General features: G+C 49.1%; 14 protein-coding genes and 2 tRNA genes. 4 read left to right on the top strand and 12 right to left on the bottom strand.

The annotated features are described in order from the left end of the window. Positions 1 to 10: 10 nt before the first annotated feature. The 4 genes from DW743_RS00915 (at position 11) to DW743_RS00900 (ending at position 5,048) form a co-directional block, all read left to right on the top strand. A complete protein-coding gene (locus DW743_RS00915; RefSeq protein WP_117760537.1) occupies positions 11 to 688 on the top strand; it encodes a response regulator transcription factor in 678 nt (225 codons plus the stop codon). Beyond that, positions 681 to 1,580 carry a sensor histidine kinase gene (locus DW743_RS00910; RefSeq protein WP_117760538.1) on the top strand — a complete coding sequence of 300 codons (900 nt, stop codon included), beginning with the start codon at positions 681 to 683 and terminating at the stop codon, positions 1,578 to 1,580. Before DW743_RS00915 ends, DW743_RS00910 begins: the two co-directional genes overlap by 8 nt. 135 nt (positions 1,581 to 1,715) lie before the next feature. Beyond that, positions 1,716 to 2,387 (top strand): ABC transporter ATP-binding protein, encoded by a 672-nt coding sequence (locus DW743_RS00905; RefSeq protein ID WP_117760539.1) that lies wholly within the window; start codon positions 1,716 to 1,718, stop codon positions 2,385 to 2,387. A 15-nt stretch (positions 2,388 to 2,402) separates the two neighbouring features. Further along, the gene (locus tag DW743_RS00900) at positions 2,403 to 5,048 is read left to right on the top strand and encodes an ABC transporter permease (RefSeq protein ID WP_117760540.1); all 2,646 of its coding nucleotides are present in this window, start codon (positions 2,403 to 2,405) and stop codon (positions 5,046 to 5,048) included. A gap of 51 nt (positions 5,049 to 5,099) precedes the next feature. Here DW743_RS00900 and DW743_RS00895 read toward each other — a convergent pair whose 3' ends face one another. The 12 genes from DW743_RS00895 to purE all read right to left on the bottom strand — a co-directional run bounded on the left by DW743_RS00895 (position 5,100) and on the right by purE (position 13,640). Then, positions 5,100 to 5,345, bottom strand: a complete 246-nt coding sequence (locus DW743_RS00895; RefSeq protein ID WP_117598365.1) for a DUF6061 family protein — start codon at positions 5,343 to 5,345, stop codon at positions 5,100 to 5,102. A 24-nt stretch (positions 5,346 to 5,369) separates the two neighbouring features. Continuing rightward, positions 5,370 to 7,040, bottom strand: a complete 1,671-nt coding sequence (rlmD, locus tag DW743_RS00890) for a 23S rRNA (uracil(1939)-C(5))-methyltransferase RlmD (RefSeq protein WP_117760541.1) — start codon at positions 7,038 to 7,040, stop codon at positions 5,370 to 5,372. Positions 7,041 to 7,124: 84 nt separating this feature from the next. Further along, positions 7,125 to 7,355 (bottom strand): hypothetical protein, encoded by a 231-nt coding sequence (locus DW743_RS00885; RefSeq protein ID WP_055227097.1) that lies wholly within the window; start codon positions 7,353 to 7,355, stop codon positions 7,125 to 7,127. Between the two features lie 280 nt (positions 7,356 to 7,635). Next, positions 7,636 to 8,244, bottom strand: coding sequence for a YdcF family protein (locus DW743_RS00880; RefSeq protein WP_055221246.1), 609 nt, complete (start codon positions 8,242 to 8,244; stop codon positions 7,636 to 7,638). A 6-nt stretch (positions 8,245 to 8,250) separates the two neighbouring features. Further along, a complete protein-coding gene (gene rffA / locus DW743_RS00875; RefSeq protein ID WP_117760542.1) occupies positions 8,251 to 9,384 on the bottom strand; it encodes a dTDP-4-amino-4,6-dideoxygalactose transaminase in 1,134 nt (377 codons plus the stop codon). Positions 9,385 to 9,573: 189 nt separating this feature from the next. After that, a tRNA-Met gene (locus DW743_RS00870) sits at positions 9,574 to 9,647 on the bottom strand. Between the two features lie 33 nt (positions 9,648 to 9,680). Then, positions 9,681 to 9,753 (bottom strand) — tRNA-Val (locus tag DW743_RS00865). 91 nt (positions 9,754 to 9,844) lie between these two features. Continuing rightward, on the bottom strand, positions 9,845 to 10,006 hold the full coding sequence (locus tag DW743_RS17910) for a hypothetical protein (protein ID WP_022462017.1): 162 nt from the start codon (positions 10,004 to 10,006) through the stop codon (positions 9,845 to 9,847). 179 nt (positions 10,007 to 10,185) lie between these two features. Then, the gene (gene purD, locus DW743_RS00855) at positions 10,186 to 11,457 is read right to left on the bottom strand and encodes a phosphoribosylamine--glycine ligase (protein WP_055227099.1); all 1,272 of its coding nucleotides are present in this window, start codon (positions 11,455 to 11,457) and stop codon (positions 10,186 to 10,188) included. 5 nt (positions 11,458 to 11,462) lie between these two features. Further along, entirely contained in the window at positions 11,463 to 12,089 is a 627-nt protein-coding gene (gene purN, locus DW743_RS00850; RefSeq protein WP_055221251.1) for a phosphoribosylglycinamide formyltransferase, read from the bottom strand. Next, entirely contained in the window at positions 12,083 to 13,108 is a 1,026-nt protein-coding gene (purM, locus tag DW743_RS00845) for a phosphoribosylformylglycinamidine cyclo-ligase (RefSeq protein ID WP_055221253.1), read from the bottom strand. The genes purN and purM overlap by 7 nt, the downstream gene beginning before the upstream one ends. Positions 13,109 to 13,133: 25 nt before the next feature. Beyond that, the gene (gene purE / locus DW743_RS00840; RefSeq protein WP_022462013.1) at positions 13,134 to 13,640 is read right to left on the bottom strand and encodes a 5-(carboxyamino)imidazole ribonucleotide mutase; all 507 of its coding nucleotides are present in this window, start codon (positions 13,638 to 13,640) and stop codon (positions 13,134 to 13,136) included. Between the last annotated feature and the right edge of the window lie 78 nt (positions 13,641 to 13,718).

The following is a 13,718-nucleotide window of genomic DNA, read 5'->3' as shown; positions in this document are numbered from 1 at the left end:
AGTGAGATACATGGAACAATTATTGATTATTGAAGATGATATAGGGTTGAATCAGGGTTTAAGTAAAGCACTGAAAGCAGATGACCGTCAGATTATATCCTGCCAAGACCTAAAAACGGCGAAGGAACAGCTGCTTTGCAGCGGTGTATCCCTGATCCTGTTGGATATCAATCTGCCGGATGGCAGTGGGCTTGAGCTGCTTCGGGAGGTCAAGGAAAACCTGCCCGGAGTTCCTGTTATTCTGCTGACTGCCAACGACACCGATCTGGACATCGTAGACGGACTGGAGAGGGGCGCTGATGATTATATTACCAAACCCTTTTCTCTTTCGGTTTTGCGGGCAAGGGTGAATACCCAACTGCGAAAGCAAGCGTCAAACCATAAAAATGCGCCGTTCCATATGGATCTATTTCACTTTGACTTTGAGACTATGACCTTTTATGTGGGAGATTCAAAAGTGGAATTGAGCAAAACAGAACAAAAATTACTGCGTCTGCTTGTTGAAAATCGTGGTCGAACCATGACCCGTGGAGACCTTGTCGACCGGATCTGGACAGATGGCGCAGAATATGTGGATGAAAACGCTTTGTCTGTTACGATCAAGCGTCTGAGGGATAAGCTTGGTGCACAGAAATACATTAAAACTGTCTATGGAATCGGTTATAGCTGGGTGACAAAAGATGAATAAAACCGGTATTGTGATCATACTGCTGTGTTTTCTGGCGGCGGCAGCTGTTGTGTTATGGGAGCGGAGAAAGACCAGAAAAACGATGGAAGAAATCGAAAGGATGCTGGACGCTGCCATGACCGGCTCCTTTTCTGAAACCAATTTTGATGAAAGCCAGCTGTCTGCATTGGAAACAAAGTTTGCACACTATCTTTCTGCCGCAGAAGCATCTTCTCGAAATGTAGCGCAGGAAAAAGACAAAATCAAAACCTTGATTGCGGACATTTCACACCAGACGAAAACGCCGATTGCAAATCTGCTGTTATACAGCGAGCTGTTGATGGAGGAAACTCTGCCTGCATCGGCGAAGGCAAATGTGGAGGCGCTGTACAAACAATCGGAAAAGCTGCGATTTCTGATCGATTCTCTCGTAAAGCTTTCCAGACTGGAAAACGGGATCATTTCACTCTCCCCTCAGCAAGCAACGCTGCAGCCGCTACTTGAAAGTGTGGTAGAACAATATACTGCCAAGGCTTCTGAAAAAGGATTGTCTTTGCAAATGCAGGATACAGATGCTTTTGCTGTATTCGACTTCAAATGGACAGCGGAAGCGCTGGCGAATATCGTAGACAATGCCATCAAATATACAGAGCATGGCACAATCAGGATTTCTGCCGTAAGTTACGAAATGTTTGCAAGGATCGATATATCGGATACCGGTTCAGGCATACCGGAAACTGAGCAAGCGAAGATATTTGCTCGCTTTTACCGCTCAAAGGCGGTTCAGGAGCAGGAAGGGGTCGGCATCGGCTTATACCTTGCCCGACAGATCATATCCGGCGAGGGAGGTTATATCAAGATTGCTTCCGTTCCGGAAAAAGGAAGTACGTTTTCCATATTTCTGCCGAAATAACAACAATTCTATCAAAACTGTTAGATTTCATTTTCCGCCGGAAAGAATGTGGAAAGATTCCTATGCGATAATCTGTATGTATCAAAGGATGATTTCCTTTCATACATACAGATTTTTTCATGGAGGTACTCATTTATGGATGTTTTACAGGCAAAAGACCTGAAAAAGATTTATGGCTCCGGCAATAACGCAGTTCATGCGTTGGATGGAGTTGATTTAAGTGTAAAGAAGGGCGAATTTGTTGCAATTGTCGGCACATCCGGCTCCGGCAAATCCACGCTGCTGCACATGCTGGGCGGGCTGGATCGCCCTACAAGTGGCACGGTCATGGTGGACGGACAGGATATTTTCTCCCTGAAGGAGGAAGCGCTGACCATCTTCCGCCGCAGGAAAATCGGCTTTGTGTTCCAAGCATATAATCTTGTTCCGGTGCTGAATGTGTATGAAAATATCGTTCTACCCATTGAGCTGGACGGTGGCAAGGTCAACAAGGATTTCGTACAGCAGATCGTGCAGACCCTTGGGCTGGATGAGCGTCTGGATGCCCTGCCCAATCAGCTCTCCGGCGGTCAGCAGCAGCGTGTGGCAATCGCCCGTGCGCTGGCGGCAGCACCCGCTATCATTCTGGCAGATGAACCGACAGGTAATCTGGATTCCAAAACCAGTCAGGATGTATTGAGCCTTTTGAAAGTCACCAGTCAAAAGTTCGCCCAGACAATCGTAATGATCACTCACAACGAAGAAATTGCACAGATGGCAGACCGCATTATCCGTATCGAAGATGGTCGGATCGTCTCCCAAAACTAACGGGAGGTGGTTACGATGAATGTCAAAAACAGAAAATGTATTCGGAAACTCAGCTTAAAATCTCTTTATGCGAACCGTCGTCGCAATCTGATCGCCATTTTTGCCATTGCGCTGACAACGCTGCTATTTACGTCCATGTTCACCATTGTCTTGTCGTTGAACGCCAGCTATGAAACCTACCAGTTTCGGCAGGTAGGCGGCTATGCGCATGGCACCTTTAAGGATGTTTCCCCCGAGCAGGCGGAACGCATCGCTGCCCACCCAAAGGTGAAGGCTGCGGGGGCACGGAAGGTAATCGGTATCACTGCGGAGGGGGTCTTTGCCAAAATACCGGCAGAGATCAGCTACATGGATGCCAACTGCACTAAATGGAGCTATGCAACCCCTACTACCGGACGGATGCCCGAAAGCGGCAAAGAGGTAGCCATGGATACGGCAGCGTTGCAGCTGCTTGGCGTAACGCCGGAGCTGGGCGCCGAGGTCACGGTTTCCTATTCCATTACGGACAAGGACCAAACCGCCTTTACTGTAACAGATACCTTTACGCTGGTGGGCTATTGGGACTATGATGAACTAATGCCTGTTCATTACATCAACATCAGCCGTGATTACGCAGATGACATCGAAGCGCAGGCAGTGAAAACAGGTTTACAGCCTTTCCGCACCGATTTGAATATCATGCTGGCCTCCGGCACAAACATTCAAGGGCAGATGGAGCAGGTGGATACCGATCTTGGTTACACATGGGACAGCTATACCGATCCCAACAGCGTCCGGATCGGCGTCAACTGGGGATATACCTCATCCCAGCTGGAGTCGCAGCTCGATCCGGAACTTGTGATCGCCATAGCAGCTTTTTTGCTGCTGGTGATTTTCACCGGGTATCTTATCATCTATAACATTTTCCAGATCTCTGTTGCGGGGGATATCCGGTTTTACGGGCTTCTGAAAACCATTGGCACAACGCCCCGGCAGCTCAAACGCATCATTCGCCAGCAGGCACTTCTGCTTTGTCTGATCGGCATTCCGGCGGGGCTGCTGCTGGGCTACGGCATCGGCGCTGTTCTGGTACCTGTTGTCTTGCGCTCCACCCAGTTGGAGGTGGGCATCACTACCATCAGCACCTCGCCTGTGATCTTTGTTGGCTCCGTGCTGTTTGCTCTGCTGACAGTGCTCTTGTCCTGCTCCAAGCCCGGAAAAATGGCAGCCAAGGTTTCTCCGGTGGAGGCTACCAAATATACGGATGCAATGCAGACCAAGAAAAAACGGCGCAGCACCCGGGGAGCAAAGCTCCATCAGATGGCCTTTGCCAATCTGGGACGAAACAAGAAAAAGACGGTACTGGTGGTGTTGTCTCTGGCACTGTCGGTGACACTGTTCAATGCGCTGTGTGCCTTTGTGGGCGGCTTCAGCATGGAGAAGTATGTATCCTTCATGACCTGCGCCGATTTTATCGTCAGCACGCCCGACTATTTCCGTTACAACCCGGCAGATGAATTCATCACGCCGGAACAGATCGAAGAGATCGCAGCAAACACAAAGGCCAGTCTTTCCGGCACGGGATATGCTGTGCGAAAACCCGCATATCTGTGGATGACGGAGGATGCTCTGCGGCAGGACTATGCAAGGTACGAAAGCGCCGAGCAGTTGGACAGCCATATGAGCCGTCTGGAGCACCGGGGCAATATGGTGATGGGAGATACCAGAATCGAGGCTCTGGATAACAGCCTGTTTGACAAGCTGCAAGTGTTCGACGGAGATATTTCTCCTATGCTGGAGCCGGACAATAACGCCATTGCCATTGCGGTTTCCTTAGATGACTACGGTAATCTGCCCAATCCTGAATACTACCCCAAGGTGGGAGACACGATCACCGCCACCTATGCGGACGATGTGAAATATATCGACAGCCGCACCGGGGAACTCCGCACCGAAGATACACCGGAGGAGTACTTTCAGGAAAAACTGTATGGAGCCAGAGATGTAGCGTACACGGTCTGCGCCTTGGTAGAGCTTCCGTATTCCATGAGTTATCGTTATGGTGGTATTGGATATGAGACAGTTTTGTCTGTGGATACCGCACAGAGGGACAGCGGTGGTGCGGCCATTCCGATGCTCTACCTGTTCGACACAGCAGACGAAGCTGACGAGACCGAAGCAGAGCAATATCTATCGAAGCTCACTGCCGGTGAGTTTTCGCCCTTGATGTATGAAAGCAAGGCCACGGCTCGCTCCGAGTTTGCTCAGTTCCGGCAGATGTTCCTTCTGATCGGTGGTATCCTCTGTGCTATCATCGGGCTGGTGGGACTCTTGAATTTCTTCAACGCCATGATGACCGGTATTCTTTCCCGCCGCCGTGAATTTGCTGTGCTTCAGGCTGTAGGAATGACGAACCGGCAGCTCAAAACCATGCTGATCTATGAGGGGTTGTTTTACGCAATGTCTTCCGTAGCGGCGGCCTTTATGCTGTCGCTGGTGATGGGACCTCTTGCGGGAAAAATGCTGGGCAGTATGTTCTGGTTCTTTGAGTATCGATTCACCATTCTGCCTGTCCTGCTGACAATTCCGGTATTTCTTCTGCTGGGGTGGCTGATTCCTTGCATGATGTATGACAACGCAGCGAAATGCAGCGTTGTAGAGCAATTAAGGGATGCTCAATAACTGTTAAGCAAAAAACGGCCCTCTGCCAATGAAAAGGCAGAGGGCTGAGTTTTAATCTAAGGGTTTACATTCAGTTACAGTTTTTAGATAAATTTCGGGGTTTCCGTTCAATATCAAGTCTGCATATCCAACCGGGTCATTGTAAATCAGATAATCCAGTTCTGACCGCTGATACATATTATCGGCAACCTCATTCTCCACGGCGATGGTATCAATGGCAATCATGCTGCCATCTAAGAATTTCAGTTCTACACAAGCGGTATCCATGTTAAACTCACAAGAAATCAATCTATCCATAAGAAACCTCCATTTTGCGGGATGTTAGATCATCCCAAAATATTTGAATGCTTCTCGGATTGCTTTCTCTTTTTCCGGCGGACACATGGGCTGTCTGGAATCCTCGGACTTCGGCAAATTGTAATTCTTGCCAACTTCAATCCCACATTTCCTCTTAATCTGTGAGATATAAAGATTGGATACCTTTAACCCGCTATGCTCCAGCACATAGTCTTTGATCTGGGTGTAGGTTGCCCCATCCTGAAATTCGGACATATCCATATCTTCCAAAGAGAACTCAACCCGAATCTTTTTCGAGTCGACCTCGCCCTTGGAAAGCAAGACAACCGTTTCCACATGCACCGTTCCCGGAAACATATCAACACAGCAGACTTTTTCTACACGGTATCCATATTTTGCAAACTCTACCAGATCCCGCGCAAGAGAAGTCGGCTTGCAGGAGATATAAAGCATTTTTTCACACCTATATAAATCAACTATCTTCGGCAGAGCCTTCGGATGGATTCCTTCGCGCGGTGGATCAAGAACGATGAAGTCCGGTTTTTCTTCGATTTCATCGATCACCTTCAGCACGTCTCCGGCGAGGAAACTGCAGTTGGTAAGGCCGTTTGCCTCTGCGTTCTCTTTTGCAGCTGTAACAGCTTCTTCCACGATTTCCACGCCGATCACTTCTTTTGCGACCGGTGCAAGGATCTGGGCGATGGTTCCGGTTCCGCTGTAGAGGTCGAAGATCGTGCGGTCTTTCGTCTCGCCGACGAACTCGCGGGCGGTGCTGTAGAGAACTTCCGCGCCAAGGGAATTGGTCTGGAAGAAGGAGAACGGGGTGATCTTGAATTTCAGTCCGAGGAGTTCTTCATAGAAGTAGTCCTGTCCGTAGAGCACTTTTGTCTCATCGCTCTTTACAACATCTGCCAGGGAATCATTTATGATATGGAGGAATCCGACAACCTTTCCTTCCAGCGGCAGACCAAGCACTTCCTGCACGAGCGGCATCAGATCCCACTCCTCCTGACTTGTGGTGACGAGATTTACCAGGATTTCTCCGGTATTCTCGGCTCTTCGCACCAGCAGGTGGCGCAGGTAACCCTCGTGGCTTATCTTGTGGTAGTAACTTGCGTTCCGCTCTTTAAAATACGCCAGCACGCAGGTCAGAATCTTTGTGAAATCATCATGCACGATTTTGCAGTCGCACGCGGTCAGGACATCGTAGGTGCTTCCCTTTTTATGAAGTCCGAGAGACAACGGGCCGTCCTTGTATTCATCGCCGAAGGAAAACTCCATTTTATTCCGGTATGCAAACTCCTTCGGACTTCCCTTGATTCCAAGGAACGGATAATCGGCCTCCCCCGCCTCATTGACCTGGCCGGCCTCCACGAGGGCATCGTCGAGCAGTTTTTTCACCTGACCGACCTTCATTGCAAGCTGATCCTCATAACTCATCGTCTGGTACATGCATCCGCCGCAGGACGGGAAAATACTGCAGACCGGATCGCGCTTTTCCATCGGGGATTTTTCTGTTACTTCGAGCAGGCGGCCCTCCATGCGGTTCTTTCTTTTTTTGTTGATCTGAAAGCGGATCTTCTGTCCCGGAATTGCATTTTTCACGGTAACCGTCTCGCCCTCCACATGTACACGTCCTTTATTCGGGAAATCAATTCTTTCCACGACTCCCTCGTAAATTTCTCCTTTTTTCATTCTCTTCTCCTTCTATGTCAAACTGATTTCCGGACAGAAAAACTCCGGTACCACGTTCCGGCACCGGAGTTTCTTTTTTCCATCCTACTTATCTTCGTCTTCATCCTCGAAGTAATCGTCGAAATCGTCATCGAAATCATCTTCGAAGTCTTCCAGATAATCCGGAGTTACAAACCGGTATACTGCGTATGCGATTCCTGCAACTGCCGCTACCGCTCCGACAATGGCAAGGACCCATAAAATCACGTTTTTCGGTTTTTCGCTCTCACGTTCTCTCTGTTTTAAAAGCTCTAATACTTCATCAATCTTATTCATACTGTCCACCAACCTTTGCTTTAGATTAGAAACTTAACTTAACGATAGTATACCATACGAGCCGCAATTTTACCACAATTTCCGCTCTTTTTTATAAATCTTTTCGTTTCAACTTACAGTCGGTATTTTCACGGAGTCTGACATGTCGAGAATAGTTCGACTGTGACTTTCCTCATGTCAGTGGAGGATACCGATTTCTCTCCGCCTACCACTGCCGTTATGTTTCTTTTAACAATTCATCTCACCGCTTTAAAAGCGGGGGACTTCTTGTCTACTGGTGTTAAAATTCAGAATCCGCCGGCAGTTCCCGCAGAATCTTGTGGAACTGACCGCCGCAGCGCTCCATTTCTCCTAACACCTGGTCGATCCATTCACCCTTTGTATGCCAGTTTTCTCTGGTGAACTCAATATCCGAAGGACAGACAAAAAACTCTGTCTCCGGGTAGACAAGCTGGTAATACAGAATACACCGTCTCGCATGGAGATTCCGGCAGCAGAGGATCGCTTTTTTTACCTCGATGCCCGCCGCATCTGTCACTTCCCGTGACCGCAGTGCATTTTCATACGTATACGTCGCCTGGTCTTCGCGCAGAATCGCTTTCTCCGGCACGCTGTTTTTCTGCAGTACCGTCCGCAGAAACTCCCACTCGGTTTCATAGTTCCCGCCGTACTGCTCCGCAAGATCCTGTACACCGGCGAAATGCCCGAGCACAGTACTGTATCTTCCCGACGGAAGCACATACGGCGCAAATCCTTCTTTCCAGAGTTCTGCCGCGTGCGCCGCCATCTGCGGATATCCGTTTCCCGGCACAAAAATCACATCGGCTTTCTGCGGCTCATCCTTCACGAAAATATAGTCCGTAAAGTAGTTTAAAAACTTCTCATACATGAAATGTTACCACTCTTTAAAGTCCATGAGGCACTCTACGACATATGCCATATCCTGTTCAGACAGGCTGTAGAACATTGGCAGACGCATCAGGCGCTCGCTCTCTTTTGTTGTGTATTTGTCCTCTCCGTGGAAAACACCGAACTTCTGTCCGGCCGGGGAGGTATGGAGCGGAACGTAATGGAAGACACACATCACACCGCGCTCTTTCATATAGTTGATCAGTTTTGTACGCACTTCCAGATTTCTTGCCTTGATGAAGTACATATGCGCATTATGTACACAGCCTTCCGGCACAACCGGCTGCTCGATCTTTCCGGCCTCAGCCAGCGGACGGAGCTGCTCATGGTAATAGTTGTAGATGGCCATCCGCTTTCTATCGATTTTCTCATGTTCCTCGAGTTCTGCAAGCAGGTAAGCCGCATTCATATCGCTCGGCAGATAGGAGGAACCGTAGTCGATCCAGGTATATTTGTCGATCTGTCCGCGGAAAAACTTGCTGCGGTTCGTTCCCTTTTCACGAAGGATCTCTGCTTTTTCCAGATAATTCTCATCCTGGAACAGCAGCGCGCCGCCCTCTCCCATCGTATAGTTTTTCGTCTCATGGAAGCTGTAGCAGCCAAAATCGCCGATCGTTCCAAGGGCTTTTCCCTTGTAGTACGCGCTCACACCCTGTGCCGCATCCTCTACAACCTTCAGGTTATGGCGTTTTGCAATATCCATGATGGTATCCATTTCACAGGCAACGCCCGCATAGTGAACCGGAACAATCGCTTTTGTTTTTTCGGTGATGGCATCCTCAATCTTGGTCTCGTCGATGTTCATCGTATCCGGACGGATATCCACGTAGACGATTTTTGCTCCGCGCAGAACAAAGGCATCTGCAGTGGAAACAAACGTGTAGGACGGCATGATCACTTCGTCGCCCGGCCGAATCTCAGACAGGTAAGCTGCCATTTCCAGTGCATGGGTGCAGGATGTCGTAAGCATCGCATGTTTTACGTTGAAATTGTCCTGCATCCAGGCAGAACATTTCTTCGTAAAAGGACCGTCGCCGCACAGCTTGTTGTTTTCCTCTGCCGCCTGGCGGATGTATTCCAGTTCTGTTCCAATAAAAGGTGGTTTATTAAACTCTATCATTGTTTTTTCCTTATCTTTCTTCTATCCATTACTGTTTTATTTACTTTCAGAGCCCAAAACAAGCTCTTAGGTAGTCTTATTTTCTCACAAATCCCTGTGGATTTCAAGACACGATTTTGACATGACAGCCATATCATCATACTGTCCATAAAGCCAAAAGAACCCTTGATTTCTCAAGGGTTCCATAAGTAGCGAGAGGGGGATTCGAACCCTCGACACCGCGGGTATGAACCGCGTGCTCTAGCCAACTGAGCTATCTCGCCATATTCATTTTCAACACCGTTTTTCATAAAACATGGGGCCTATAGGGCTCGAACCTATGACCCTCTGCTTGTAAGGCAGATGCTCTCCCAGCTGAGCTAAGACCCCACATCAGTGTTTTGTCTGTCGACTTTTTATCTGTATCACCAACCGACTTTGTTAGTATAGCATCCCACCCGCCAAATGTCAACACTAATTTTCAAATTTTTTCGATTTTTTTCAACTTTTTCTCCCGCCACTCTTTCAGGTACTGCTCCTGTTCCAGATCTTCCCGTTCTTTCTCCCATCCTGCCGCCCGGCAGAGCGTCCATGCAAGCAGAAGAAATACGGCAAAAATCCCCGCCAGACAAACGATTCCCATCTTTTCCGACCGCCTTTCCTGTTCTGATTCTGCTAAAAACCAAAGGATCTCCTTACTATTGTATCCGGAACGGCGGCGCTTTATTCCCTTTTCAGAATAAAAAGACAAAGCCGCCAGATTTCCCTTTCACCGGGATTCTGGCGGCTCCATTTTACTCAAAATTAAAATTCACATTCACGTTACGCTTCGTCAATCGCTTTTCCAATATCATGGCGGTAATATTTATTGTCAAAGTCAACCCAGTCAACAGCCTTATATGCATTCGCACGTGCCTCTTTCAGGGTATCGCCAAGTGCTGTCACGCCGAGGACACGGCCTCCGTTTGTCACGATCTCGCCATCTTTGAACTTCGTTCCTGCATGGAAGCAGTAATAGCCCTCATGCTCTTTGAACGTCTCGAGTCCGCGGATCGGGAATCCTTTTTCGTAGGAAACCGGATAACCGTTCGAAGCCAGTACGATGCAGACACACGCATTATCTGCAAACTGCAGGTCGATCTGGTCGAGAGTTCCGTCGATGCAGGCTTCAAATACATCAATGATGTCTGTCTTCATACGAGGAAGCACAACCTGTGCCTCCGGATCGCCGAAGCGGGCATTGTACTCGAGCACCTTCGGTCCGTCCGGTGTCAGCATCAGTCCGAAGAAGATAACTCCCTTAAACGGTCTTCCCTCGGCTGCCATCGCATCTACGGTCGGCTGATAGATATATTTCTTACAGAACTTATCCACTTCTTCGGTATAAAACGGACTCGGGGAGAAGTTGCCCATACCGCCGGTGTTCAGGCCGGTGTCGCCGTCTCCTGCTCTCTTGTGATCCTGTGCAGAACTCATCGTCTTGATCGTCTTTCCATCCACAAAGGAGAGAACGGAAACCTCACGCCCCGTCATAAACTCCTCGATGACCATCTCGTTTCCGGCACTGCCGAATTTCTTGTCGAGCATGATCGTCTTGACGCCCTCTTTTGCTTCCTCTAAGGTATTGCAGATCAGAACGCCTTTTCCAAGAGCCAGACCGTCGGCTTTCAGCACGATCGGGAATTTTGCAGTCTCGAGATATTTCTCTGCCGCTTCTGGATCGGAGAATGTCTCGTATGCCGCCGTCGGGATATGGTATTTTTTCATCAGGTCTTTGGAGAACGCTTTCGATCCTTCCAGGATTGCCGCATTCTTTCTTGGTCCGAATACGCGCAGTCCCTCTGCCTCAAACGCATCGACAACACCGCCGACCAGCGGATCATCCATGCCGATGACGGTCAGGTCAATCTCTTTTTCTTTCGCAAAAGCAACAAGCTTGTCAAACTCCATCGCTGCAATATCGACACACTCTGCGTACTCCGCAATTCCTGCGTTTCCAGGAGCGCAGTAAATCTTGTCTACCTTCGGGCTCTGCGCCACCTTCCAGGCAATCGCATGCTCTCTTCCGCCGCTTCCTACAATCAGTACTTTCATCGCTCTTACTCCTTTATCTTTACGTGTCCGTCTTCTACCGTTACTTTTCCGTTTGCAATCAGATCAATCGCACGCGGCATGATGACCCACTCGGCCTCTTCCATGACGCGCTGCTGCAGTGCCTTCGGTGTATCGCCCTCGTGCACTTCGACTGCCTTCTGCAGAATAATCGGGCCGGTGTCTGTTCCGCCGTCCACAAAATGAACCGTCGCTCCCGTCACTTTGACGCCGCGGGATAATACGCCCTCGTGCACTTTCAGTCCGTAATAGCCCGTTCCGCAGAACGACGGAATGAGGGACGGATGAATGTTGATGATCTTATTCGGATAAGCATCCACAATGCTCTGCGGGATCACAACCAGGCATCCTGCGAGCACAACGAGATCGACGTTGTACGACTGCAGTTTCGCCAGCAGTGCCTCGTTGAATGCTTCTCTCGATGCAAAGGTCTTCGGGGAAAGGCATACCGCATCAATCTCCTTCTTTTTCGCACGCTCCAGCGCATACGCTCCTGCATTGTTGCTGATGACAACAGAAACCTCCGCGTTTGTGATGATTCCCTCGTCAATCGCATCCAGAATCGCCTGCAGGTTCGTGCCGCCGCCGGAGACGAGAACTGCTAATCTTAGCATAACTGTACTCCTTTTTCTCCGTTTTCAATGTGGCCGATCACATATGGCGTATCTCCTGTGGAACGGATGGCTTTCATCGCTGCGTCTACATCTTCCGGATCAACAGCCAGTACCATACCGATACCCATGTTGAAGGTGTTGTACATCATCTGCTCGTCGATATTGCCTTTCTTTGCCATCAGATCAAAGATCGGCGGTACGGTGTAGCTGTCTTTCTGTACAACGGCTACGGTGTTGTCTTTGAGCATACGCGGAATGTTCTCGTAGAAGCCGCCTCCGGTGATGTGGCTGCATGCTTTTACGGTTACACCGGCATCTTTGATGGCACGGAGTGCTTTTACGTAGATACGGGTCGGTGCAAGCAGGGTCTCGCCGAGGGTTGCGCCGAGCTCATCATAGTATGTATTTAAAGAATCTTTTGTCATATCGAAAACTTTACGGACAAGAGAAAATCCGTTGCTGTGAACGCCGGTGGAAGCCATGCCGATCAGTACGTCTCCGGCTGCCAGATTTTCACCGGTAATCATGTCTTTCTTGTCACATACGCCGACAGCAAAACCTGCCAGATCGTACTCATCCTCCGGCATCAGGCCCGGATGCTCTGCGGTCTCACCACCGATCAGTGCTGCATCGGACTGCAGACAGCCTTCTGCAACGCCTTTTACGATCGAAGCGATCTTCTCCGGATAGTTCTTTCCGCATGCGATGTAGTCGAGGAAGAACAGCGGTTCTCCGCCGGCGCATGCGATATCGTTCACACACATGGCAACGGCATCAATGCCGATGGTGTCGTGTTTATCAAGAATCATGGCGAGCTTCACCTTGGTTCCGCATCCGTCTGTACCGGAAAGCAGCACCGGCTCTTCCATTTCTTTGATTTTTGCCAGGGAAAAAGCGCCGGAAAAACCGCCAAGGCCGCCTAATACCTCCGGGCGCATGGTTTTCTTTACATGCTCTTTCATTAATTCTACTGATTTGTATCCAGCTTCAATATCTACTCCTGCGTTCTTGTAATCCATGGTGAACCTCCCTTGTCCTTTGTTTTTATTTACTGTAGTTACGGTATCCTGTTTCCTGCAGTTTTGCGTCTTTTGCCTCAACCTGCTCTTTCATTTCCTGTGTATATGCTTTCAGTTTTGCAAGCAGTTCCGGATCGGAAGTTGCAAGAATCTTTGCTGCCAGGATTCCGGCATTGGCACCGCCATTGATGGCAACGGTTGCTACCGGAATGCCGCTCGGCATCTGTACGATGGAGTACAGGGAATCACGACCTCCAAGCGATGTGGTATGCATCGGAATTCCGATGACCGGCATTGGGAAAATAGCTGCGCACATACCCGGCAGATGAGCTGCCATACCTGCGCCTGCAATGATAACCTTGAAGCCTTTCTCCTCTGCGGTTTTTGCATATTCGAAAAATACATCCGGCTCGCGGTGTGCGGAGATGATTTTCATCTCGTACTCAATTCCAAATTTTTCCAGCATGTCGGCTGCTTTGCTCATTACCGGCATATCAGAGTCGCTGCCCATCACAATTCCTACTTTAGCCATGTTGTTCTCCTTTTCTGATTAACTGTTCTAAGCGTTATTCATTAGTTATGCTTATATTTATGTTTTAATCATTCAGTT

It is taken from the genome of Blautia sp. AM28-27 (genome assembly GCF_003480905.1).
In the GTDB taxonomy this organism is placed as follows: domain Bacteria; phylum Bacillota; class Clostridia; order Lachnospirales; family Lachnospiraceae; genus Fusicatenibacter; species Fusicatenibacter saccharivorans.
This window is presented reverse-complemented; position numbering and strand designations above follow the sequence as displayed.